Origin of the sequence: Sulfobacillus thermosulfidooxidans, assembly GCF_001280565.1 — a bacterium.
In the GTDB taxonomy this organism is placed as follows: domain Bacteria; phylum Bacillota; class Sulfobacillia; order Sulfobacillales; family Sulfobacillaceae; genus Sulfobacillus; species Sulfobacillus thermosulfidooxidans_A.
Genome location: NZ_LGRO01000002.1, coordinates 344,964 through 368,197, shown reverse-complemented (window position 1 = coordinate 368,197; position 23,234 = coordinate 344,964). Strand labels below are relative to the sequence as shown.

The following is a 23,234-nucleotide window of genomic DNA, read 5'->3' as shown; positions in this document are numbered from 1 at the left end:
GTTACGCATGTCTTTTAGCGATAGTGACCTTTATCCTGTGGACTGCGTCGTTATCCGGATATTCTTGGCAAAAACCAAGACCTGTCTGTGCATCCATCGAACTCTCCATGGAGTAATGATAGAAGACATCAAGAATTGCGCCGCCGCTATCATCAACCGTAATGGAGACGAACAATCTTGACTTCGAATTGTCCCTTGATGCCGGAAAATTCCTTGGTTTGTCATCGTTTGTGTGAGGAGAATGTTGATGATATATGATCCCTTTGTGTTTTACGGATATTTTAGTTTGTTGATTGTCGCGATTTTAGGCGGCATCATTTTTTTCTGGATTGTGCTGGGAAGACGCCAAGTACCCCAAGGGTTGATTTTTTCTCATATCATCATGGCCCTTGTGACGTACGCCTTTTTGATTTGGATTGTTGTCAATTCCTCTTATGGCAAGGGAATCCACAGACTATGTAGGAGATCGGAGAGCGTATAAATTTCTTGTAATATTATGCCTGGGGCGGGACAAGGACGGTGGTAGGGATTAAACCATAGACAAGGAATGTGCGCATTGTACGCCCCTAACACGTCGTATTCCCAATAATCCCCAATATATAAGGCGTCTTGAGGTGCTACCGCTAACGTGCTTAAGGCCGTTTGAAATATGGCGGGATGCGGTTTGAAGAATCCGGCACGCTCGGCGGAAATGCGGCACTGGTCGGGAAAATACAAGTCGAGGCCTATGGCTTTAAGCCGCCGGTTTAACAGATCCTCGGGCCCATTGGTAACAATGCCGAGCGGATAGGACTGGGCCAAGGTGGATATGACTGAAAAGGTATCTTCAAAGGGGACGCAAAACATCATGGCGTCAAGGTGACGCAAGTTCATCTCATCAGCATCAAGGGGAATATTAAGCACGGCGCCCAGGAGTTCCCACCGTAATTGCCGGCCTAAACGGCCGGGAAGATGGCCATGATCGACATGGGAGAAAATCACGCGGTTGATGCGTTCAAAAATTCCCCATAATTCGGGCAACGGAATATCCTGTTTGCCGTGAGTCTGTAAGAGGTCATGGACCAGGGGATAGGTGGCTTGAGTCCAAGTCGCGGTAAAATCATATAAGGTATTATCCAAATCAAACAAGATGGCCTTAGGACGAGACATGTACTCTACTTCCCTCCTCATCATGATGCACACCATGGTCCACTTCATATCGCATCATCGGGCATTATCGCATATGGAGTCCATCCCGAAAATTTGCTAAATGTTCGATAACAATTATGATGTTGGCGCTATAGCCATTGCCCGACGACTTATGGGCTGGGATGTCCATATGCTCTACGATTCCGCTAAATCTTCTGATCCCGGTTTTTTGTACTCGACTGCTATCTCACTTTAACATCGCTCAATCCTTTTTTCGATATATCACTCTGCCCAACGAATAGAGTGCTTAGTGCTTGTGAGTATATGCGTGCAAGGAGCATCTTCTCATTCTTGGCCGCGTTGTTATGGGAAGCCGGCGCAGGCATTGCGACATCACGATGTCACTGCAGCATTGGAATGGATGGAACACTTTTGGCTTACCGGTCCCAGAAGGATGGTTAATACGGTGGAAATGGCATCTCTCTAACGAGTTCGGACTCGACTTCACGTATCTGACTGACTTTATAAAGGCACGGTCTCGTTCTATGGGAATTTTTACCATATGGAGTTTTTTCATCCGCTAACTGGGACATTCTTGACCTTGTTGAGTGGGATTAGTATTTGGCCCAATTCTGCCTTAATGTTGAACTATATGAAATCCGCAAAGCGGCGCAGATGCCCAGACACTGTCTGATTCTTGAAAGGGGATTATAGAGGAAAAATTCCCACCGCATATATGCGGCGGGAACAGGGCTTTACGACGGTTGAGCTATGTAAAGACGGTTAACCCAACGCTCGGTGTCTTCGAACAGTTCTTCTAAGAACGTTGACGGTTCCCAAGCCAAGGTTAGCATGGGATCTTTGAGGCGTTCACCAATGGCCTCCATGATTCGAAACAAATCATCGCGCAGAATAAACAACTGCCCTTTCTTATCCTCATCCATGGTGGGGAGTCGTTTTTCCAAATAACGCTCCGAAAATGCTTGATGACGGGCTTCATCCCGCAAGGTGCGGCGTGCTAACCGGCCCACTAACGTATCGGGGAAACGTGAATAGAGCCCGCCATAAAAATGCTTGGCGAACAGGTCGCTGATTAAAATTCCCCAAATCCATTCAGTGGAATCTTTGTGACTGAGCAAACGCGCGTGATACCGAAACATTTCCGGAATGCGATGACGCGATGCGGGTTCTTCTTGGAATATGCGGTAGAGCTTGTGTAAATTGCGGAAATGCCGAGCCTCATCTAAGCCCATACTGCTTAGATATAGGGCTTCTTCATGATGCCCATGGCCTAACATGTCCGGGAGAACGGCGCTCACTCCAAACATTGCCGTTTGTTCGCCAAGGTAGACAGGCGTTAAGATTTGCGCAATGGCATGCCGCTGTTCTGGTGAAATACGTTCCATATCCCCCCAATCGATGGCATCTGGTGTCCATTGTCCCAGGGTTCCCTTATCAAAGAGCCGTAAAAGTTGCTCATCGGTCAATTCGGGATTCACCCGTATCACACCTATCCACTCCTTTGGTTAGACATAGCCCTAGTATGGCGGCCGGGGTAAAAGCTGTCTTGGGCCGAAAGTCGCTAAGTGCGTAGTCTGTTTGGCCTATTTTTATGCAAAAGTGCTCTATAGATCGTACAGTGCGATAAGATGCAGTCAAGGGATGTCGAGGAGGCATGGGCATGAATCGCTATCAGATTATTGACATGCGCTGGATAACAGTCTTACGCATTGTTGACGGCTTATATTTTCTTTGGCGGGGTATTTTTAAAATGTATACCCCAACTAGTGTGTGGTTGATTCCGCGCGTCACACAAGCGTTGCCGACGACGCCCTTGGCGCCGATCATTCGCACGTACATTTTTCCCCATGTCGTGATTTTTGGTTATGCTGTCGGGGTGCTAGAAATCTTTGGAGGTGGGCTATTAGTATTGGCCCGTGGAGGGCGCATATCCCCATTTATTTTATTTATTTTAAATACGGTATTCTTTTTGACGCTGGGTTTCAAAGAACCGCATGATATGGAACTTAATTTGCTCATGGGGATTATGAATCTCATGTTTGCCATGAGTGTACAGCCAAAGGCCGAAAAACGGTCGAATGCTACCTAAGCACTGATAAATAGTGCAAAATTGAAACTCCCCACGAAATGTTATCGATCCCTAAACAAGAGGTTGTCACTATCCGGGAGGCTGGATTATCCAACTTCCCGGGAGGGCGGGAGTTTCGACTTGTTGATTTCGTGAAGGCTTTTAATGAAGGAAATCCAGGCCACTGAGAATAAGACGATTACGGCCAGAACGAAGCCAATGCCCAAATGATCGAGATTATGCACTTTAATTCCTGTTGTGATTTGCCAACTGCCAATAACCGGAAATGCGATCCCCAAAAATCCCGCGGCAATAAAGGCCAATCCTCCATATAATAGAGTACGGCCACTCACTTTCCGGGCAACATAGCTTTTATCTTCTTCACTTAAGTGACGCTTTTCCATCCATAAACCGACCATCGATCCTAAAAGAATTTGCATAAGCATCGTGCCTAACCCGAAGAATAAACCGGGTAAAAACGCCAAATACCAGTGATGCATAGCCGGGGCGAGCACGGTGTAGACGATGAGGGCAAAAGCGCCAGTCCCCCATCCCGCAATAAAACCATGGACCAAAGGCATGTACATGGGAATGGGTCGCGGATCTTGGGAATCAGGACTCGGCAAATGATCGGCAAAGTGGAAGAAATGAAAATGACGATTCCATTTTAAAATATAAGCTCCTGATCCGACCATAACGATTCCCACAATGCTGTATACGATATACTCCCAGGAACCATGAAAAAGAAACCGGGCGAGAGCGAGAAATGCCAACTCGGAAGCGATGGCGCGCTGAAACGTGAAGGCGAGGGAAAACAAAAATCCTGCTTTCATTCCTCCACGGCTGCTATAACTGCCAATGGCATAACTAAACGTAATAGGCCAGGTATGTTCATCGGGTGTAATTCCATGAACCATGCCTAATAGCACTGCCGTTAACAGAATCAAGCCGATGCTGAGCCCAATAGCATGAGGGTTCCAGAGATTAATCATGGGCCATCCCTTCTTTAAATGCAAATTATTTGCATCTGCATTATACGATGAGACGGCTGAGTTTTGCAACAGTTAAATTTTGCGGATAATATTTTTCGTATGCAGTTCAATGGATTTAATCTTGAACGGGTGACAGGGTTGGTTCAAATGAGTGATTGCCGAAATTTGAATCCAGACAATTATAATGAACTAATACTAAATAAAGGAGGGTAATTTATGACGAAAGCCGCTAAGGTTTTATGGGTAGCAGGCGGACTTGTGGTAATTGTCGGATCATTTTTTCTTACCGATGCTGTTCGCGTCCGCGGATTAGCCAGGCGTTATGACCAATCATTTTTAAATCCGGAAATTGGAGCGGCTTCAAAATATGATGTGGAAGTTTTAGTGCCGCCCGGTAATGGGACTGCTCAATATGATGTCTTTCATGCGAATCACAATACCTATGTCAGCGTCCGGGAGACACCAAGCGCGCATTGGGTGAATTTAGGGGACTTTGACAGTGACGACAATGGCACCTTTAGTGTCAGGTTAATGAAGGCTCCCCCTGAACGTAATGATGGATATCATAATGGGCAGATGGAACCACAAAGTGTGAAATTCTTGCCTGTAGCCTAATTCATTAGACAAACAACACAGACAAACAACACAAAAACCTGGCCGGTGGTTCCCCGTGACAGATGACAGGAACCATCGGCCTTCTCTTTCTTTTCATTGACATAGCAAACCAGTAAAATAGATAGGATAGGAATTGGGATGCTGGAGGGCAAACGTGAACCAATCGGAAATTCGGAACTTCTCAATTATCGCCCATATTGATCATGGCAAAAGTACTTTGGCGGACCGTCTCATTGAACGAACGGGAACGTTAACGGCGCGTGAGATGGCTCCACAAGTGTTGGATTCAATGGATCTAGAACGCGAGCGCGGGATTACCATCAAAGCGCAAGCGGTGCGTTTGGAATATGAAAATCAAGGGCAACGTTACGAACTCAATTTAATTGATACCCCGGGCCATGTTGATTTTACCTATGAAGTGTCGCGCGCATTGCAAGCATGTGAAGGTGCTTTATTAGTAATTGACGCGGCACAAGGCGTTGAGGCCCAAACATTGGCTAATTTGTATTTGGCCTTAGAACATGATCTGACCGTTATTCCTATTATTAATAAAATTGATTTGCCTAACGCCAATCCCGAGCGCGTCCAAGAAGAATTAATCGAAATCGGTTTAGACGGAACCGAAGCCATCTTGGTTTCGGCCAAACAAGGCATCGGTATTGATGAGACGCTGGCGGCTATCGTCTCCCGCATTCCGCCTCCGCAAGGCAATCAGCATGCGCCATTAAGAGCTCTAATTTTTGACTCACGCTTTGATAGTTATAAAGGCGTCTTGGTGTATATTCGGGTTGTTGATGGGGCGCTGCATGTTGGAGATAAGATTCAATTTATGGCAACCGGCGCCTCCTTTGAAGTGACGGAAATTGGAGTGTTTCGTCCTCATCCCACAAGCGTTTCGTCCTTGTCGACAGGAGAGGTTGGATTTTTCGCCGCATCAATCAAAACGGTTCAAGATACTCGAGTTGGGGATACCGTCACACTTGCTGACAATCCAGCCAAAGAGGCGCTGCCCGGATATCGTCCGGCACAGCCGATGGTGTTTTCAGGCTTATATCCCGTTGACACCAGTGATTATGGGCGGCTTAGAGAAGCTTTGGAAAAACTGCAACTCAATGATGCCTCGTTAACATTTGAACCAGAAACCTCGGCCGCCCTCGGCTTTGGCTTTCGGGCAGGATTTCTTGGCCTGTTACACTTAGACGTCATTCAAGAACGGTTGGAACGTGAGTACAATTTATCCCTGATTACCACCGCTCCCAACGTGGTGTATCAAGTGAGGCTTGTTACGGGAGAAGAAATTCGAGTCGATAATCCAGCACTCATGCCGCCGGCTGGAGATATTGAGGAAATCCGGGAGCCGATGGTGAGTGCCAGTATTATTACACCCAGTGAATATATTGGTGCGGTTATGGAATTGGCTCAGGAACGCCGTGGTATTTATAAAGATCTTTCCTATATTGATAGCCAAAGAGCCATGTTGTCCTACTCGCTGCCTTTAGGAGAAATCATGTTCGATTTCTTTGATCAGTTGAAATCTCGGACCCGAGGGTATGCTTCTTTCGATTACCAGTGGAGCGGCTTTGCTCCATCGGATTTGGTGCGTCTTGACATTCTCATCAATGGGGAAGTTGTGGATGCCTTTTCCATGATTGTACACCGGGACAAGGCTTATTACCGGGGACGAACACTGGTGGAAAAACTCCGCGATCTGATTCCGCGTCAGTTGTTTGAGGTGCCGTTGCAAGCGGCAATTGGCGGACGGGTTATTGCCCGGGAAACGGTTAAAGCGATGCGTAAAGACGTGTTAGCTAAATGTTACGGCGGTGACATTACCCGGAAACGGAAACTCCTTGAGAAACAAAAAGAAGGGAAAAAACGAATGAAGGCAGTGGGAAATGTGGAGATTCCTCAGGAAGCATTTATGGCCATTTTACGAGTGGACGATAATAAATGATGGATCCGGCCTTATCTGATTGGGGATTATATATTCACATTCCGTTTTGTCAGGCACGTTGTACGTATTGCGACTTTAATACCATTACGGGAATGGGTGAAGACGATTACCGGCGCTATGTCAGTGCGTTAATAAAAGAGTGGAATCAGCAATTGGAAATACCTGCCGGAAATCTCGTCTCCATCTTTTTAGGTGGAGGCACCCCATCGTTGTTAGAACCAGCATTGATTGCTAGCCTTCTTGAGGCCATAGGCACGCGGTTTTCCCATAACTGGCAATCTGTAGAGATCACCATGGAGGCGAATCCCGGAACTATTAATGTCAAACGATTACGCCAGTATCGTGAGGCGGGCGTCAATCGCCTGTCACTCGGTGTGCAGGCATGGCAAAATCATCATCTGCAACAGCTGAACCGGATTCATACCGTGGAAGACGCTGCGCGCGCTATGGAAGCTGCGCGTGAGGCGGGGTTTGAGAATGTGAATTGTGATTTAATTTATGGGTTGCCGCAACAGACTTTAGCCGAATGGCAAGAATCTCTGGAAGCAGTATTGGCGCTAAAACCGGATCACTTGTCCTTATATCAATTACAAATTGAGGAAGGCACACCTCTTGCCACGCAGTTAAAAAGGGGTATCTTGTCCTTACCTCCTACTGATCGGACTGCCGATATGGCCGATATGGGGCGCATGACATTACTCCAGGCAGGATTTGTAGCTTATGAAATATCGAACTATTGTCTTCCGGGAAAACATTCGCGGCATAACCGCTTATATTGGACTATGAATCCTTATTTGGCGTTAGGTGCTGGTGCCCATGGATATTGGCACGGACGCCGATGGTGGAATATTCGCGGCATCAGACGATATATGGAAGCGATAGAGGCTGGGGAAAACGTCAAGGCGGGAGAGGAATGGTTGGATCGCGATGAGGAAATGCGAGAATATGTATGGTTAGGCCTGCGAGAAGAGGCCGGATTTTCGCGTAGCCGGTTCTATCGCAGATTCGGGGTGAATCCCGAAGGACTTTTAGGTTCTATATTTCGTCGCCTTCATAACCAAGGTCTTATTGAACGGGAAAAAGACCGGATCCGCCTGAGTGCACGCGGGCGTGATATGGCTAACTATGTGTTTCGGGAATTTGTGGGGACGGGTCAATATGCTTGACAGTGATGTGAATCCCAGGCTATTTTACCTAATAGGGTATATTAGCACTCGGCATACGAGAGTGCTAACACGGGCAGGAGGTGACTGGGGTGGATACACGGAAACGAACCATTTTGCAAGCTTTGACGGAAGACTACATTAATTCCGCAGAGCCTGTGGGTTCTCGCACTTTAGCAAAAAAATATAATTTGGGCATTAGTCCTGCGACGATTCGCAATGAAATGGCAGATTTGGAAGAATGGGGTTTTCTGGAACAGCCGCATACATCAGCGGGCCGAGTACCCTCGGATAAGGGCTACCGTTTTTATGTCGATGAATTAATGTCCAAAGCGCCAATTGGCCATGAGTTGCTGGAGCGCATCCGGTCCACGTACCAGTCACGCGTGCGAGAGCTGGAGTGGTTTATTCACCAAACAGCCAAGTTAGTTAGTGATATTACGGGCTATCCTTCTATTGTCCTCGCTCCCTCATGGGAACAAGGAATTTTTTCCGCACTGCATTTTGTGGGCGTGGGAGAAGATAGTGCCCTATTAATTATTCGCACAGCTGATGGATTTACACAAAATAAGACGGTATCGATTCCCAAAGAATTGAGTTTGTCCCAGTTAAATGCCCTCGCGCAAGATTTCTCGCGTCAATTCGCGGGGGTTTCGATGCGCGATTTACAAAATTATATATTAGATCCGTTATCCACGAGCCTTTTTGAACATGCTGCATTATGGCAAACCGTACTGGGGTGGTTTTTGACCGAGGGCTCTGACGAAGAACGGATGACGGTAGCGGGTCCCTTAACCATCCTCAATTATCCGGAGTTTAATGATATTAACAAAGTACGCAGAGTCTTAGGGTTTTTGGAGCAAGATAAAGCTGTCGAACAAATTGTCCATTCGCACCCTGCCGACGGGGTTATGGCATTGATTGGCTCAGAAACGTCCATTGAAGACATTCAGGATTGCAGTGTGGTTACCGCGTCCTACCGTGTAGGGCAGACCGTGGTGGGGCGTGTCATGGTTGTCGGTCCTAGACGGATGCAATATGCTTATGTGATGACAGTTTTGGAAGTGGTTTCGGACGAACTGTCTCAGGCTCTGAAATGGGCGTAATGAAAAGCCCCAGCCGTATTAAAAATAAGGAATGCTAAGATAAGATGAGATCGAAATCTCAACACGAGCTTCGTGAAATAGGGAGGATTTTTTAATGGCGGACGAGCGCGACAAGAAAGCGCATACAGATGCGGAACCATATGATGAAGAGCAACAAGGCACCGAATCGCTAGTTGACGAAGGTCAAGAGCAGGTGGATGCGCAAGGTGAGGCCGAAGGCCAAGAAGCCGCTGCTAATGACAATGAAACCAATTGGGAACAGGTAGCGCAGGACCGTTATGACCAGCTTGTGCGCCTTCAAGCAGATTTTGATAACTATAGGCGTCGCGTAGACCGGGAACGTGAAGAGCTCCGCGGTTATGTAACTGGCGCGATTTTGGGAGATTTTCTGCCCGTGTATGACAATTTAGAGAGGGCGTTGAAATATATGCCGGACACCGATGAAGCCAAAGCGTGGCGCATGGGAGTCGAAATGACTCTGAAAGGCTTTAACGATGTCTTAACCAAATTTGGGGTGACCCCGATTCCGACAGTGGGGACCATCTTCGATCCGAGGCTGCATGAAGCGGTCCAACGGGTCGACAGTGATGAGCCAGAAGGAACCATTATTGAGGAATTATTAAAGGGATTTCAATGGAAAGACCGTGTCTTGCGTGCCAGCTTGGTGAAGGTATCCACGGGGCAGGGCACATCAGAACCCCAAAAATCGGAAACGGAATCGGCATCATGAAGTCTTGTGACTGGCATTGAGGCAGAGAAGAGGAGGGAATTTAGCGAATGGCAAAGCGCGATTATTATGAAGTGTTGGGTGTTAGCCGCAATGCGAGTCCTGACGAAATCAAGCGTGCTTTTCGACGCCTGGCCGCCAAGTATCACCCCGATGCCAATCCCGGAGATAAGACGGCGGAAGAGCGATTTAAAGAAATCAATGAAGCGTATCAAGTGTTACAGGACCCCGAAAAACGCGCACGATATGATCAATTTGGCGCCGATGGCCCGCAAATGGGCAATCCCTTTGGCCAAGATTTCGGCTTTGGTGGATTTGGTGACATTTTTGATATTTTCTTTGGCAATGGTTCCTCACAAGGACGTCGTAGTGGGCCTATTAAAGGCCCCGATTTACGGTACGATTTAACCTTAACACTAGAGGAAGTGCTCACCGGGAGCATGCAAACTATTCGGGTGAAACGGGATGAAATCTGCCCGAGATGTCACGGTAACCAGGCGGAACCGGGGACACGCCTCGAAATGTGCCCCACTTGTCATGGTAATGGGCAAGTCGAACGGATCCGAGAAAGTTTCTTAGGACGGATTCGCCAGGTGGAAACTTGTCCAAAATGTCATGGCAGTGGACGGATTATTCCGGTGCCGTGTAAAGAATGTCACGGTCGCGGTCAAGTCCGTGCCGAAAAAAGTTTAAGTGTTACTATTCCCGCAGGCGTAGACGAGGGCACGCGCCTACGCGTGGCTGGTGAAGGGGGAGCTGGACAGCATGGAGGACCGCCGGGAGATTTAATTGTGTTTGTCCACGTGAAAGAACATGAACGATTTACCCGTGATGGCGATGACATTTGGGTCGAAGAACCGATTACTTTTGCGCAAGCGGCGTTAGGCGCGGATGTGAAAATTAAAACGTTGGACGGCGAAGAAACTTTGCACATTCCGGGAGGGACCCAAACGGGAACGGTCTTTAAGCTGTCGCGGCAAGGATTGCCAAGACTGGGAAATGCCAATATTCGCGGTTCGTTGAATGTCAAAGTTAAAGTGATGGTACCGACGTCTTTAACGCATAAAGAACGGGAATTATTGCATATGTGGGCTGAAATGCGCAAAGAAGATGTTGCGCATGAAGACAAGAGCATATTCAAGAAGGTAAAAGATGCCCTGGGTCGGTAATTCATCGGTATCTCCTGACTATATGGCGGTAACATGTTTTGTGTCCGCGGATGATGTGGAATGGGCAGCCCAACTGTTATTAGATTTTGGCCTCAGTGGGATTGAATGGGAAGATGGAAAGCCCGCACAAGCTCCTTTTACGGATATTCCTTTAATTCCAGGGAGGCCGTTTGTTCGTGGATATTTTCCTGATGAACCGGGATTTGACAATATTCGCGTGGAATTGGAACATTTGGCTAAACAACACGGTTGGGACATGACACTTGAGCGGATCCGTACAGAAGACTGGGCTAACAACTGGAAACAATACTACCACCCGATTTATTTGAAGGATAACTATGTCGTAGTCCCTGCATGGCAGGATGTGGATGGAATTGATGATGATCACCGGATTATTTTGGATCCGGCAATGGCTTTTGGTACAGGGACACATCCAACAACACTGATGTGCTTAAACGAAATCATAGAAATAGATCCTAACCGCTTGCGGGTTTTAGACTTAGGAGCGGGATCTGGTATTCTCGCCATAATAGCCGGAAAAATGCACGCGCATGAAATTTGGGCTGTGGAACCCGATCCGGTGGCTTTTCGGGCCTTGGAGTCGAATATTGCCCTCAATCATTTGAAAATCCACACACTTTTAGGGACCTTGAAGGACGTTCCTCACGATCAGGTTTTTGATTTGGCCTTATGCAATTTAATTGCAGATATTATCATTCCCGAATGGCCTTCATTAATTCAACATTTGCATCCAGGAAGTCAAGCGATATTATCGGGTATTTTGTGGGAAAGACGGGAAGAGATTATCCGCGTCGTGGAATCTTATGGCGGACACATTACCAAGATGGTAGAACGAGACGGCTGGGCGATGATGGTGGCGACCCCATGATACGCATTGTGGTGACAAGTGAGCAAATAGCCCCCGACAACAGAATCGTTTTAACAGCAGAACAAAGTCACTATCTTGTTCATGTCATGCGGGTTCGTCCTGGGGAGAAAATCGAAGCCTTGGTAAGCGGGCAAGCGATTTTTGAGTGTGCAATGACTCAAGATAGTCAGGTGCTCGAATGCTTCAGTGCCCGTGAAGTTTCTGAGGATGTTTCACTTTACTTGGCGCAATCCATGATTAAAAAAGATTTATTTAGCGATATCATCGAAAAAGGCACTGAGGCCGGTATTGCGGGGTTCTATCCGCTCCTGACAGAACGCACAATTGTACGCGAAATTTCGCCCAGCAAGTGGAACCGGTGGCATAAAGTGGCCAAAGAGGCCACTGAACAAGCGCACCGGAGCCGTGTTCCGGAAATTTTTCCGTTGACGACGCTGGCGGAGATGAGGGATTTAAATGTCGCGCACAAACTGGTATTAGACGTCCAAGGGAAAAATCTGTGGGATTGGCTGATGGAGCACTCGATGTCACCTTTATCCGCTTGTCTTCTCGTTGTAGGTCCCGAAGGAGGGTTAACACCACAAGAGCGGGACGGATTAATCAACAACGGATTTGACGCCGTATCATTAGGCCCTTATGTATACCGGGCTGAAAACGCCGGCGTTTTTGCTGCGGCGTTATTGAGGGCGTGGATGTCCTCCCATTACTTTGCTCAGGGTCAAACCTAACGCGTTAGTTTACACTGTGAGATTTGAAAACTGGGGTGCTAGTGCGCAAATTTGGTGACGATTTCTAGGGTTTTAACGGCAATGTTTCGGCCATCCTATGGGCAGGAGGTCGAGACGATGGGCAAAGTCGTAGAACTAAAGTTTTGTGATATCTGTCATAAACCGGTGGTCAAACGAGAGGCGACCTCTATGTCCACCGGTTTTTTGGAAAGCACCTTGTGCAAAGAATGTTTATCCAAATACGGGCATCTATATCGGCCATGGTAATCTTTAACGTTTGACATAGGAAATTTGACACACTTTTCCCCCGACACATATAATAAAGAGAAGCGTACCCCGACCCGTTCGGGTGGAGGGGAGGGAGAACTATGTCAGAGGTTAAAGTCGGTAAAAACGAAAGCTTGGATAGCGCGCTGCGGCGTTTTAAGAGACAAATCCAAAAGGCGGGAGTCCTTGCGGAAGCTCGCAGGCACGAACATTATGAAAAGCCGAGTGTGCGCCGGAAAAAGAAATCCGAGGCCGCACGGAAGAAGCGTGCGAAATAATAAATATGGTTTCTAAGGGGGTTCTCCCTTGTCTCTCCGAGAACAATTGAATGAGGACCTTAAATCGGCGATGCGGGCTAAAGACCAAGCCCGCTTGTCGGTGATCCGGGCGATAAAAGCCGGCATCCTCGCACAAGAAACGCGATCTGAGCGAACGACCTTGGATGACGAAGGAATTCTTCAGGTGATCGTCAAAGAAATTAAAGAACGCAAAGATGCCAATAGCGAATTTGAAAAAGCCGGAAGGCAAGATTTGGTGGAGAAAAATCTCAAAGAAATTGAGATTCTCTCGTCATACCTGCCAGCACCTTTATCCGAAGACGAATTAGCGCAGATCATTGACGCTGCAATCACGGCCTCTGGAGCGACCTCGCCGAAAGATATGGGCAAAGTTATGGCGATCGTCAATCCTCAGGTTCGGGGTCGGGCTGAGGGCCGACACGTAGCGGAACTCGTGAAAGCCCGTTTGAGCCGTTAAGAGGGCTATGCATAACCAGCGCCCATTTTCTCGCCCGTGCTTGTGGTGGAGAAAGTGGGTCGCTGTTTTTGTTATTTTTATGGGACTCGGAATTAGTGGTTGTGGCGCGAATAGTTCTCCCCCTGATATGGCTATCGCTTTTGCCCGCACTTCAGCTGCCGGAACTGAAAAACTCTTGGTGGGGCGGTACACGGCCCAGGGACAGCCTCAAGGTCATCTTCTCAATTTGGGATCCTTAGGTTTGGTGGCACAATCACAAATTATGGCCAGCCACGGTCGCTTCCTGTGGGTCACGACGGGATCGTCTTTATACCAGTTGACTCCGCGGGGTCATGCCCACCTCATTTGGAAGGCTCCATCCCATAGCACAATCTTGTCCGTCGATTACATTTCGGGTCGTTTGTGGGCTATTGTGGAAAGAATAGACGGTCAGCATGTTGATTTATATTGCCTGCGTCACGGACATTTTGTTCACGAATTGCGTGGACCCTTGGCCATCACTACGTTATACCCCGCCCATCGGGATCAGATGGTAATTCTTCGCGTGTGGCCGAATAAAGCCCAGGTGATCTTATGGGGGTATTCCCGAGGAATAATTCAGCAATGGACTGTGCCTCATGTTCCCCAAGGATCGATAGCTGTCGGTTCTACGGATATGTACTTGCCTATTACGGAAGGATTGCGCAAATTTGGCGTGGTTATTTTACCATTGACCCATTTGGGATACCCTCACCTCCATGTTTTTTCTTCCGTCCAAGACGCTGTGATTGAAGTGATCCCCTCTCATCCGGTGTATGGACTTACTCTTAAGGGACTCATTCCCATCACCGGCGTAACGTTTTCTGACAAAGGTTTGGTGAAATGGCCGCAACCTTTACAGACGACGGTCACATCCGTCTTGAGTTCTTCCTGGGTCATTATTTTAGATGGTCCTAGTCAAGGTCTGTGGTTTAATGCGCGGGCGGATCGTTTTGGTTCAGCATTTCATGTTACAGCTCCACCCAACGCTTTTCCGCGAGGTGTAGAGCCATGGAACACTTAGGATGCAGAAGAGAGATTATCCGCCCTAGTGTATTACAGATATCCGGGATATATGGGAAGCTTGTCCATATTCCAAAGAGATTCGTTATCGGTGGGAAAGGCAGGGAGATAGGGAACCAAAATCGGTGCCCGACCACTGAAGTCAGACAAAAACACACGGCGGTTTAATTTTTGAGCGATGATTAAGAGCTGATCTAACTCCTGGTCTTGAACATTAAAGGGCTGGAGTTCTGGAAACACCGCCAGTAAATAGGCTAGCGCTTCCCATCCTGCGGTGACTTGGTCTAACCATAATGGAATCCCAGAGAGCACACTCAAAACTTGTTCGATGCTTCGGATAACATGGAGCAAATCCTGTCGCTGGGGCCTATAGAGAATGATGCGGGTTAGCCGTGAGGTTTCGGATAACGTTTTGAGAAGATCGAAGGGAATATGATCAAGGGTTATCGCCATTTCTATAGGTCCATTAAACTCCAAAATGGGCTCGGTATTCGTCATCAGATCGTAACGAACATGCCATAACATTCCCGTCTTGGGATGCAAAAGGGAAAAGGACGGGAGCGGTTCGTAGGTTTTTGAACTCCAAAGGACATGCGCCCGTTGCAGATGGCCTTTGAGAAAGAGTTGAACCATACGGGTTTCGTAGGCTGGATATTGCAAGCGGGGAACTTGTAACCAAGGAACCCACAGAATATCGTTCGTCATGCGTCCATTTCCTCCTGCGTCACTAATGCGCGCGATACCCCGTGCCCTCGCAGTAGATCGCGCATGTCATGAGAAACATGGTCAATATTGATTTCAAGCAGTACATGCGGCAATTGTTGGCGAATCAGTTGTATTACGGCTAAAAGATCTAGGGCATGGGGAGAGTCCACGGTGTAAAGAGGTGCTGGGCGAAATGGTTTGATCTCTATGACCGATAATCCCCGAAGTTCTTTGAGAATCGCAAGATGAGCGTGAATATGCCGACCTGTTATGCCGGGAAATACCATAATACTCGCGCGGGATTGGAGACCACAGGTTTCGGCGAGTTGGTGAATGCGAAGCCACTCTTTTGCGCTAAGACGGAGTGGTGCCACATCTTGGCGCCACTCATCGAAGAGTAACTCACTCCCCCCCGGGCCCAAGCTCGATGCCCCGGCCCATCGTAGTTCTTCCAGCAGTTCTTGAAACGGCTTTTTTTCTACACGGTGAAAATGCATCAGTTCTACCGCGGAAAAAGCCTGGATGGGTGCTGGATTACGCGTATGAATGTGGCGAATGGCCGTGCGGAAGTAACTCCACGGCTCAAAAAAGCTTAAGCCTCCCCGAATTTTGATGAGATCATAGGGGCGATCTAATCGCGGGTCTGTTTGCACAAGATTTAACAAGGCTAAGGGTTTGACCGGATGAGTTCCCACCAAGGGGACAAAATGGCTAAAATCACAGAACCGACACTGCATCCAGCAAGACCGGGTCGTGGTGATTTTTAAAACGTGTATGACTGTCCATGACGAAGACAATTCGTCGGGCCTTAGGGGTATATACTGCAGTGCCTCTTTCATTTTCCCACTCAATTCGTGCTATCTGGCAATTGACATTGACAAATAGGCTAATTTTTCATGCATTTTCATGCTCGTAATTATGCGCTTTATTTGAGTTATACGCGGTTTTATCAAAGATTCCTGCTCGTTCCGAACATTTCTTTCATCATGGCCTATGAAAGCCAAGCATACCATGAACCAGAGGATGGACGGGGGAGGAATCCGAATGAAAAGAGGAAAGAATCTCACTCGGGTGGCACAATGGCTAGAAATCCCACCTGAAGTGTTGGTGAATGTTCCTCGTATTGAAGTGGTAGGACACCTCCAGTTCCGCGTGGAGAATCATCGGGGTCTTCAAAAATATGGGCCAGAACATATTGTCTTGCGCTTGGCAGAAGGCTATCTCGTCGTGCGAGGAAAAGACTTGGTCATTGGATGGATTGACCGGGGCGAAATTCTGGTTACGGGTCAAGTTCACTCTTTGGTCTTTCAGGAGGGGCAACGGTGATCGACTTCTTATACCGGTTATTCTTCGGGTGGGTTGAAGTGACTCTTGTGGGGCGGTATCCTGAAGAAATCATCAGCCAATTGGCCTTGTCGGGACAACGCTTGTGGGCTGTTAAGAACACGTCTAAAGGCTACCGCTTCATTGCACCACTGAGCTGTTTACCCATATTGCGCCAGATCCTTCGGGGCAAACATTATCACCTTCATTTTGGTCGGCGTGGGGGGCTGCCTTTTAAATGGCGGCAATTTATTGCGCGCCCGTTTCTTGGAGTGGGCGCCTTAACCGCCGTGGCTTTAATTGTTGTAATAACTAGCCGGATTTGGATTATTAACGTACCGGCCACCAACCTCACGCCAACAGCCAAAATTCAGTTGATCGCGGCGGCAAAGGCGGCAGGTATTCATGTCGGCACGCCCCGTCGGGCGATTAATTTGAGTAAGTCTCGCCTAATTATGCAACGGATTTTACCGCAGTATGCCTTTATTGGATTGTCTCTGCACGGTGTATTGTTGACGGTACAAGTTGTACCCTTAATCACCAAACCCTCAAACAAACTCCCGCATAAAATGATTGCCAAACATAGTGGGACCGTGACCAGTGTTTTGGTTTATATGGGCGATCCTGAAGTCAGTCCTGGCGAAGTGGTCAAAAAAGGCCAAACCCTCATTTCGGGAGCGGTTAGTGCTCCGGTGCCATTACAACCTGAAGGGGCTACCAAACCTCTTACGGATGCGGTGCAAACTCCTGCGCAGGGAGAAGTATATGCCGATGTGCGTTATAAAGCGACGGTGGTCCAGCCATACCAGTTTGATGAATGGGTTCCCTCAGGACATACTTTTACACAAACTTTTATCCAAATTGGCGACAATGCTCCTGTGCTCTTACAGGGATATGGAAGCATTCCCTTTCGTTCCTACAAAACCCACAAATTTGTGGAGCCATGGCGCTGGCAAGATGTCAACTTGCCAGTAGAGACAGTCAAAATCGTATATAATGAATTACAAAGGCGACGTGTTATGTTATCGAGAAAACAAGCTTTATCGCGAGCCATCGATCGCGTATCACGTCGTATGCACAACATGGTGCATGGGGGAACCAAGGTTCGGGAACGTCGGATTATTCATTGGTCAAATCATAGCGTGTCGGTACAATTGATTTGGGTCGTGAATCAAAATATTGCAGTGCCCGTGACCAATTGATGGACATTGGGTAATCTAAGCAGAAAAAGGGGGACGCCATTGCCACTTTCTCAGTGGGTTATTACTGACAATAATGCCGTGACGACACTGGTTGGTCGCGGAGATGAACATTTGAAGCATATTGAAAATACGCTGCATGTGAAGCTTACAGCCCGTGGGAATGTCATTGCGATCCAAGGTCCAGATCAAGACCAAGCATTAGCTCGCCAAGTTTTGGATTTACTGGCACAGTGGGCATATGCGGGCCAACCTATCCGGCTCGATACGGTCGATGCAGCGGTAACGGCCGTGCAGGAAGGCACACAAAATGAATTCCTGCACTTGTTGACAGAATCTGTCTATACCACAACCGGAGGGCGGATAATCCGCCCGAAGACTGTTGGGCAGCAAGTGTATATTGAAGCGATTCGGCAAAACACCCTGGTGTTTGGGATCGGTCCTGCAGGTACAGGGAAAACTTATTTAGCTATGGCGATGGCAGTTCAAGCGTTAAAAACGCATGAGGTTGAGCGGATTATTTTGACCCGCCCAGCAGTAGAAGCAGGAGAAAAATTAGGCTTTTTGCCCGGAGCATTGGAAGACAAAGTAGATCCATATTTGCGGCCACTATATGATGCGCTCTTCGAATTTCTCGGACAAGAAGCGGTTGAACGTTATCGGGAGCGGGGACACATTGAAGTAGCGCCACTAGCTTATATGCGCGGAAGAACGTTAAATTCGAGCTTCATCATCCTCGATGAAGCGCAAAATACTACGTACGAACAAATGAAGATGTTTTTAACCCGTCTTGGTTATGGTTCCAAAATGGTCGTGACGGGAGACGCGACTCAGGTGGACTTGGCACGCGGTGAACGATCAGGACTTTATGAAGCGGAACGGATTTTGGAGGGTATTCCGGGTATTCGCACGATACATCTGGGTAAGCGTGATGTTGTCCGTCATCCCTTAGTAGGGGAAATCATTGCGGCCTATCAACGGTTTGAAGGAGAGCAAGGAGCCAATAATCATGACCACAAAACGTAATGTGGGAAAGTGGCTTTCACATGTTCGCACACTGAAGTGGGATTTAAAAGAACCATGGTCCTTACATTGGCAACAGCTGGTTGTGGCATTAAGTGTCTGGCTGTTGACGACGATAGTGTTTACCGCCACTTTATTTGCGCAACGCATTGATGTGTCGGTTGGGGATTTAGCCCCTCGAACGATAGTGGCCCCTTATGGTGTGGTCGATTGGGGAGCGACGGCTAAAGCGAGAGAACAAGCGGCTAAATCCGTTCCGAATGTGTACACCACCAATAATCAGGTCTTGAAAAATCAGGAAAATACTATTCGAAAGGATTTTTCGCTGATTTTGTCTCTGTCTCTCGACCAAGCGGCTCCCTTGTCCTTGCGGGAACAAACAGTGGCTCAGGCAATTCCCGTAGGATTACCTAATAGTGTTTGGGGGGAAGTGTTGAGTCTATCACCCTCAAGCCTCTCTCAACTTCAACAAGATGCCCTGGTTATTGTGTCGTCTGTAATGGGTAACGGCAACGGGGTTAGAAATAATCAAGTCGGTCTGGCAGAAGCCAAAGGCTTTTCTACTCAGCTTGCATCCCAAGAAGAGTCTCAACCAGGTCTTCGTTTGTTTTTGGCAGACTTTACAAAAAGTCTCATCGTTCCGAATACCTTTTTGAATGTCCAAGATACCCAGGCCAAAAAAGAGGCCGCGATGGCGCGCGTGCCCATTGTCAAAATCTTAAAAGGCGAGCAAGTTTTACAAGCCGGTCAGGTTGTGACTCCCGCTGATATCAAAGTGTTACAGGAACTCGGCTTATTGGACCAAGGCTTTAATCCGGCTCCTGTTGTTGGTTCGGCACTTGTATCATTGGTACTCGTGGCTTTATTGAGTGGGTACCTGTGGTTTTTAAAACGTCCGCTGTTAAATTCGCTGCCGTCGACAATCATTACCGGCATTATTTTCACGGCGTCCTTGATCGCTGCGGATGTCATGAAAGGATTGCCGGCTTTAAATTATCTGGTGGTGCCAACCGCAGCAATCATGGTGACGGCTCTTGTGGATTCCGGACTTGGGATGGTCATGGCTGGAGTTTTGGCGTTGGGAATGGCCACATTGACCGGGGCGGATCTCAATGTGGCCCTGGTATCGTTCTTTGGCGGGCTCGCTGGAGTTTTCGGTGTGAGCCGCCTATCCCAACGTTATGACATTATCCGGGCCGGGCTGCTCGTTGGGATTGTCAATTTGATGACTTTATTGGGGCTTGACATTATGGAAGGTGCGGGAATTGCCCAAACACCCACATGGGAAACGTTGCTATGGGGACTCTTAGACGGTGTGTTGGCGGCAATTTTGGCCATGGGCTCCATTCCATTTCTGGAAGGGCCGTTTGGTATCATCACCTCGATGAAGCTGATTGAGTTGAGTAATCCTAACCAGCCCTTATTACGAAAGTTGCTCGTAGAAGCGCCCGGTACCTATCATCATAGTATTATGGTGGGAAATTTAGCGGAGCAAGCCACGGAAGCGGTAGGCGGCAATTCCCTATTGGCACGGGTGGGAGCCTACTACCATGATATCGGTAAGTCAAAGCGCCCTTATTTCTTTGTGGACAACCAATTTGGTGCGGATAATCCCCACGACAAATTAGCGCCAGCTTTATCGGCGCTTATCATCTCCTCCCATGTTCGCGATGGGATTGAATTAGCGCGCCAATATCATATTCCCGACGCCATTATTAACTTTATCCGGGAACATCACGGGACCACATTGATTAGCTTTTTCTACCATAAGGCGTTACAGGCGGATACGGGAGAAGGTGTGTTGGAAGAGGATTACCGTTATGATGGACCAAGGCCGCAAAGTAAAGAAACAGCCATTGTCATGCTAGCGGATGCCTCTGAAGCCACCAGCCGGACTTTGAAGCAGCCGACACCGCAAGCTATAGAACAAGTGGTACGTAAAATTATTAAAGACCGTTTGGAGGATGGCCAACTGGACGAATCCAATCTTACACTGAAAGAGTTGGACATTATCGCGCGCACATTCGTGCGGGTGTTAACGGGCGTATTTCACCAGCGCATTGAATATCCTGAAAAAGTTTTAAAGGAAATGGAGAGGAGTCATAGTCATGGACATATGGGTGGAAAGTCCTCCCGGTTCATCCGCCGAATTGGAGGAGACCGTTCGACGGGTAGCCATCGCAGCTCTCGATAATCTAGGCGGGCTTGAGGACGCCGAGCTCAGTATTGTTCTGACGGATGATTCGACAATTCACGAGTTGAACCGCACGTATCGGGGTGTGGATCGTCCGACGGATGTCTTGTCCTTTAGTCAACGAGAAGGAGAGGACGCGTTTGACGATCCTGTTTTAGGAGATATTGTGATTTCGTTGGACCGGACGCGCCAACAAGCTCTCGAATATGGGCATAGTTTTGAGCGGGAACTGGGATTCTTAACAGTGCATGGCATCTTGCATTTGCTGGGCTGGGATCATGAGACACCCGACGAGGAGCAGCGAATGATGGCCAAAACGGAAGAGATTTTAGGAGGCATCGGCCTAAGTCGTGAAACGCGCTGAAAACCTTCAAGAATCTTTTCGGTACGCGTTTTCAGGCTTGCGTTATGCGTTCGTCACACAAAGGAATTTACGCTTACATTTTTTTACTGCCGCATTTGTGATGATTTTGGGATGGATACTGAATTTGCCTAAACGCGAGTTTATTGTGGTATTAGCTGCCATTATGGTGGTGATGGTAGCCGAAATGTTGAATACAGCGGTAGAAGCCGTGGTGGATTTGGCGAGTCCAGAAATTCATCCCTTAGCCCAGACGGCGAAGGATGTTGCAGCTGGCGCCGTCCTACTAGCCGCCATCGGAGCCGCCTTGTTGGGTTTATGGGTTTTCGTGCCACGGTTGCCGTCATTTGGCGAGGAATTTATGGTACGATGGAACAATGAGCGGGGGGTAACCATTTTATTGTTGCTAGTACTGGTGGGAATTCTGTTGATGGTTATTTGGCTGCCTCGTACTTGGCATGGTCACCCGACATCGCAAGATCATTGAAAACTGACCGGGACGGCGAAAGGGGAAGGACAAAAACCGGTGAGAGCTATACGGTGGGGCCCGATAGTAGTACTAATTGTTCTTGTGGGCCTCTCGGCAATGTACTCGATGACGGAAACCGCGATGATGTCCTTATCGCGGGGAAAAGTCCGCAATCTCGTCGAGGAAGGGCATAAACAGGGACGTTGGCTAGAGCGCTTAGTAGAACAACCCAATAGGTTACTAGGAACGGTGTTGTTCGGCAACAATTTAACCAATATCATGGCATCGACAATTGCCACCGGTGTATTTATCTATTATTTTGGCAGCAATGGAATTGCCATTGCCACCGTAGTGATGACGTTATTCATTTTGTTAGTGGCAGAAATTATTCCTAAGACCTATGCAGCACATAATTCCGAACGTGTGGCATTGCGTTTTGCCTTTTTCCTTGAAGCCTCGGCCCGAATATTCTATCCGGTCGTGCGTGTGCTCACCTGGTTTGGGGTGGGCATTATTCGTCTGTTTGGCGCTCGCGCTGAAGGAGGCCGTCTTTTGACTGAAGAGGAAATCCGGAGCATGGTCGAAGTAGGCGAAGAAGAAGGTTTATTAGAAGCTGACGAAAGACAAATGATTCAGGGCATCTTTGATTTAGGTGAGACAGTGGCGCGAGAAGTGATGGTGCCACGAATTGACGTGAATGCGTTGCCCGACACGGCACCTCTGCGGGAAGCGTGGGATGCGGTCATACATTGGGGCCATTCCCGTCTTCCTGTGTTTCGAAAAACAATTGATGATGTCGTAGGGGTTATTTATGCCCGAGATATTTTGGCTTATTTAAAAGAACGCGATCCCCAAACGCCGATTGGAGAATTGGCTCGCCCTGTGTTATATATTCCTGAAACCAAAAAAGTGGATGAATTGCTGGCAGATTTTAGGCGTCAAAGAACCCAGATTGCTGTCGTACTGGATGAATATGGTGGAACCGCCGGTATTGTAACTATTGAAGATTTGCTCGAAGAAATTGTCGGTGAGATCCAAGATGAATACGACCAGGAAGATCAACCAATACGTCAGCTAGACGATGGAGTCATTGACGTGGCAGGCATGGTTCAATTGGAAGAAGTAAATGATATTTTAGATGTAGACTTGCCGCATGAAGATTTTGATACGGTGGGGGGATTAATTTTGCACTTGTTGGGGCGAGCTCCTGTGGAAGGAGAGATCGTCCGGTGGGATAATCTTGAGTTTACGGTTTCCAAAGTTGTTGGCCGGCGCGTTGCACGCGTGATTATCAAAGCGCAAAAGCCCGAGCAAACCAACGATGAGGATGACTGAA

At 48.0% G+C, this 23,234-nt stretch carries 24 protein-coding genes; 19 read left to right on the top strand and 5 right to left on the bottom strand.

The annotated features are described in order from the left end of the window. Window positions 1-432 precede the first annotated feature (432 nt). Both AOA63_RS17325 and AOA63_RS17320 read right to left on the bottom strand, forming a co-directional pair. Window positions 433-1,149 (bottom strand): HAD family hydrolase, encoded by a 717-nt coding sequence (locus AOA63_RS17325; protein ID WP_053961025.1) that lies wholly within the window; start codon window positions 1,147-1,149, stop codon window positions 433-435. Window positions 1,150-1,883: 734 nt separating this feature from the next. Beyond that, entirely contained in the window at window positions 1,884-2,636 is a 753-nt protein-coding gene (locus AOA63_RS17320) for a hypothetical protein (protein WP_020376515.1), read from the bottom strand. 173 nt (window positions 2,637-2,809) lie between these two features. Here AOA63_RS17320 and AOA63_RS17315 point away from each other — a divergent pair, with 173 nt between their 5' ends. Beyond that, window positions 2,810-3,238, top strand: coding sequence for a DoxX family protein (locus AOA63_RS17315; RefSeq protein WP_053961024.1), 429 nt, complete (start codon window positions 2,810-2,812; stop codon window positions 3,236-3,238). Between the two features lie 86 nt (window positions 3,239-3,324). Here AOA63_RS17315 and AOA63_RS17310 read toward each other — a convergent pair whose 3' ends face one another. Then, the gene (locus AOA63_RS17310) at window positions 3,325-4,209 is read right to left on the bottom strand and encodes a hypothetical protein (protein WP_053961023.1); all 885 of its coding nucleotides are present in this window, start codon (window positions 4,207-4,209) and stop codon (window positions 3,325-3,327) included. A gap of 216 nt (window positions 4,210-4,425) precedes the next feature. Between AOA63_RS17310 and AOA63_RS17305 the strand changes: the two genes are divergently transcribed. The 11 genes from AOA63_RS17305 (at window position 4,426) to AOA63_RS17255 (ending at window position 14,625) form a co-directional block, all read left to right on the top strand. Continuing rightward, entirely contained in the window at window positions 4,426-4,824 is a 399-nt protein-coding gene (locus AOA63_RS17305) for a hypothetical protein (RefSeq protein ID WP_053961022.1), read from the top strand. A 154-nt stretch (window positions 4,825-4,978) separates the two neighbouring features. After that, window positions 4,979-6,778, top strand: coding sequence for a translation elongation factor 4 (gene lepA, locus AOA63_RS17300; RefSeq protein ID WP_053961021.1), 1,800 nt, complete (start codon window positions 4,979-4,981; stop codon window positions 6,776-6,778). Further along, window positions 6,775-7,944 carry a radical SAM family heme chaperone HemW gene (gene hemW, locus AOA63_RS17295; RefSeq protein ID WP_053961020.1) on the top strand — a complete coding sequence of 390 codons (1,170 nt, stop codon included), beginning with the start codon at window positions 6,775-6,777 and terminating at the stop codon, window positions 7,942-7,944. Before lepA ends, hemW begins: the two co-directional genes overlap by 4 nt. Window positions 7,945-8,033: 89 nt before the next feature. Beyond that, window positions 8,034-9,047, top strand: coding sequence for a heat-inducible transcriptional repressor HrcA (hrcA, locus tag AOA63_RS17290; protein WP_053961019.1), 1,014 nt, complete (start codon window positions 8,034-8,036; stop codon window positions 9,045-9,047). A 94-nt stretch (window positions 9,048-9,141) separates the two neighbouring features. Beyond that, the gene (grpE, locus tag AOA63_RS17285; protein ID WP_053961018.1) at window positions 9,142-9,777 is read left to right on the top strand and encodes a nucleotide exchange factor GrpE; all 636 of its coding nucleotides are present in this window, start codon (window positions 9,142-9,144) and stop codon (window positions 9,775-9,777) included. Window positions 9,778-9,824: 47 nt separating this feature from the next. Next, window positions 9,825-10,943 (top strand): molecular chaperone DnaJ, encoded by a 1,119-nt coding sequence (dnaJ, locus tag AOA63_RS17280; protein ID WP_053961017.1) that lies wholly within the window; start codon window positions 9,825-9,827, stop codon window positions 10,941-10,943. Continuing rightward, entirely contained in the window at window positions 10,927-11,832 is a 906-nt protein-coding gene (locus AOA63_RS17275; RefSeq protein WP_053961016.1) for a 50S ribosomal protein L11 methyltransferase, read from the top strand. Before dnaJ ends, AOA63_RS17275 begins: the two co-directional genes overlap by 17 nt. Continuing rightward, the gene (locus AOA63_RS17270; protein ID WP_053961015.1) at window positions 11,829-12,560 is read left to right on the top strand and encodes an RsmE family RNA methyltransferase; all 732 of its coding nucleotides are present in this window, start codon (window positions 11,829-11,831) and stop codon (window positions 12,558-12,560) included. Before AOA63_RS17275 ends, AOA63_RS17270 begins: the two co-directional genes overlap by 4 nt. A gap of 368 nt (window positions 12,561-12,928) precedes the next feature. Next, window positions 12,929-13,105, top strand: a complete 177-nt coding sequence (rpsU, locus tag AOA63_RS17265) for a 30S ribosomal protein S21 (RefSeq protein ID WP_020376503.1) — start codon at window positions 12,929-12,931, stop codon at window positions 13,103-13,105. Between the two features lie 28 nt (window positions 13,106-13,133). After that, the gene (locus AOA63_RS17260; protein ID WP_053961014.1) at window positions 13,134-13,583 is read left to right on the top strand and encodes a GatB/YqeY domain-containing protein; all 450 of its coding nucleotides are present in this window, start codon (window positions 13,134-13,136) and stop codon (window positions 13,581-13,583) included. A gap of 40 nt (window positions 13,584-13,623) precedes the next feature. After that, entirely contained in the window at window positions 13,624-14,625 is a 1,002-nt protein-coding gene (locus AOA63_RS17255) for a hypothetical protein (protein WP_139061690.1), read from the top strand. Window positions 14,626-14,657: 32 nt separating this feature from the next. Here the strand turns inward: AOA63_RS17255 and AOA63_RS17250 are convergent, their stop codons facing one another. Next, window positions 14,658-15,329, bottom strand: a complete 672-nt coding sequence (locus tag AOA63_RS17250) for a hypothetical protein (protein WP_053961012.1) — start codon at window positions 15,327-15,329, stop codon at window positions 14,658-14,660. After that, window positions 15,326-16,168 carry a hypothetical protein gene (locus AOA63_RS17245; RefSeq protein WP_139061689.1) on the bottom strand — a complete coding sequence of 281 codons (843 nt, stop codon included), beginning with the start codon at window positions 16,166-16,168 and terminating at the stop codon, window positions 15,326-15,328. The genes AOA63_RS17250 and AOA63_RS17245 overlap by 4 nt, the downstream gene beginning before the upstream one ends. A 205-nt stretch (window positions 16,169-16,373) precedes the next feature. Between AOA63_RS17245 and yqfC the strand changes: the two genes are divergently transcribed. The 7 genes from yqfC to AOA63_RS17210 are packed head-to-tail and all read left to right on the top strand — an operon-like array spanning window position 16,374 to window position 23,233. After that, window positions 16,374-16,655 (top strand): sporulation protein YqfC, encoded by a 282-nt coding sequence (yqfC, locus tag AOA63_RS17240; protein ID WP_020376498.1) that lies wholly within the window; start codon window positions 16,374-16,376, stop codon window positions 16,653-16,655. Then, the gene (locus AOA63_RS17235) at window positions 16,652-17,854 is read left to right on the top strand and encodes a sporulation protein YqfD (protein ID WP_053961010.1); all 1,203 of its coding nucleotides are present in this window, start codon (window positions 16,652-16,654) and stop codon (window positions 17,852-17,854) included. Before yqfC ends, AOA63_RS17235 begins: the two co-directional genes overlap by 4 nt. A gap of 39 nt (window positions 17,855-17,893) precedes the next feature. Then, complete coding sequence (locus tag AOA63_RS17230) at window positions 17,894-18,877, top strand: PhoH family protein (RefSeq protein WP_053961009.1); 984 nt, start codon at window positions 17,894-17,896, stop codon at window positions 18,875-18,877. Beyond that, window positions 18,861-21,068 carry an HD family phosphohydrolase gene (locus tag AOA63_RS17225; RefSeq protein ID WP_053961008.1) on the top strand — a complete coding sequence of 736 codons (2,208 nt, stop codon included), beginning with the start codon at window positions 18,861-18,863 and terminating at the stop codon, window positions 21,066-21,068. The genes AOA63_RS17230 and AOA63_RS17225 overlap by 17 nt, the downstream gene beginning before the upstream one ends. Further along, window positions 20,983-21,432 (top strand): rRNA maturation RNase YbeY, encoded by a 450-nt coding sequence (ybeY, locus tag AOA63_RS17220; RefSeq protein WP_020376494.1) that lies wholly within the window; start codon window positions 20,983-20,985, stop codon window positions 21,430-21,432. The genes AOA63_RS17225 and ybeY overlap by 86 nt, the downstream gene beginning before the upstream one ends. Then, on the top strand, window positions 21,419-21,916 hold the full coding sequence (locus tag AOA63_RS17215; protein ID WP_082344115.1) for a diacylglycerol kinase family protein: 498 nt from the start codon (window positions 21,419-21,421) through the stop codon (window positions 21,914-21,916). Before ybeY ends, AOA63_RS17215 begins: the two co-directional genes overlap by 14 nt. A 39-nt stretch (window positions 21,917-21,955) precedes the next feature. After that, window positions 21,956-23,233, top strand: coding sequence for a hemolysin family protein (locus AOA63_RS17210; RefSeq protein ID WP_053961007.1), 1,278 nt, complete (start codon window positions 21,956-21,958; stop codon window positions 23,231-23,233). The last annotated feature ends 1 nt before the right edge of the window (window position 23,234 follow it).

Excerpts from the sequence above, each read along its gene's own strand:
- AOA63_RS17325 (WP_053961025.1), bottom strand. The coding sequence starts at position 1,149 with ATGTCTCGTCCTAAGGCCATCTTGTTTGATTTGGATAATACCTTATAT.
- AOA63_RS17315 (WP_053961024.1), top strand. The coding sequence starts at position 2,810 with ATGAATCGCTATCAGATTATTGACATGCGCTGGATAACAGTCTTACGC.
- AOA63_RS17310 (WP_053961023.1), bottom strand. The coding sequence starts at position 4,209 with ATGATTAATCTCTGGAACCCTCATGCTATTGGGCTCAGCATCGGCTTG.
- AOA63_RS17305 (WP_053961022.1), top strand. The coding sequence starts at position 4,426 with ATGACGAAAGCCGCTAAGGTTTTATGGGTAGCAGGCGGACTTGTGGTA.
- hemW (WP_053961020.1), top strand. The coding sequence starts at position 6,775 with ATGATGGATCCGGCCTTATCTGATTGGGGATTATATATTCACATTCCG.
- grpE (WP_053961018.1), top strand. The coding sequence starts at position 9,142 with ATGGCGGACGAGCGCGACAAGAAAGCGCATACAGATGCGGAACCATAT.
- dnaJ (WP_053961017.1), top strand. The coding sequence starts at position 9,825 with ATGGCAAAGCGCGATTATTATGAAGTGTTGGGTGTTAGCCGCAATGCG.
- AOA63_RS17275 (WP_053961016.1), top strand. The coding sequence starts at position 10,927 with ATGCCCTGGGTCGGTAATTCATCGGTATCTCCTGACTATATGGCGGTA.
- AOA63_RS17270 (WP_053961015.1), top strand. The coding sequence starts at position 11,829 with ATGATACGCATTGTGGTGACAAGTGAGCAAATAGCCCCCGACAACAGA.
- rpsU (WP_020376503.1), top strand. The coding sequence starts at position 12,929 with ATGTCAGAGGTTAAAGTCGGTAAAAACGAAAGCTTGGATAGCGCGCTG.
- AOA63_RS17250 (WP_053961012.1), bottom strand. The coding sequence starts at position 15,329 with ATGACGAACGATATTCTGTGGGTTCCTTGGTTACAAGTTCCCCGCTTG.
- AOA63_RS17245 (WP_139061689.1), bottom strand. The coding sequence starts at position 16,168 with ATGAAAGAGGCACTGCAGTATATACCCCTAAGGCCCGACGAATTGTCT.
- yqfC (WP_020376498.1), top strand. The coding sequence starts at position 16,374 with ATGAAAAGAGGAAAGAATCTCACTCGGGTGGCACAATGGCTAGAAATC.
- AOA63_RS17225 (WP_053961008.1), top strand. The coding sequence starts at position 18,861 with ATGACCACAAAACGTAATGTGGGAAAGTGGCTTTCACATGTTCGCACA.
- ybeY (WP_020376494.1), top strand. The coding sequence starts at position 20,983 with ATGGACATATGGGTGGAAAGTCCTCCCGGTTCATCCGCCGAATTGGAG.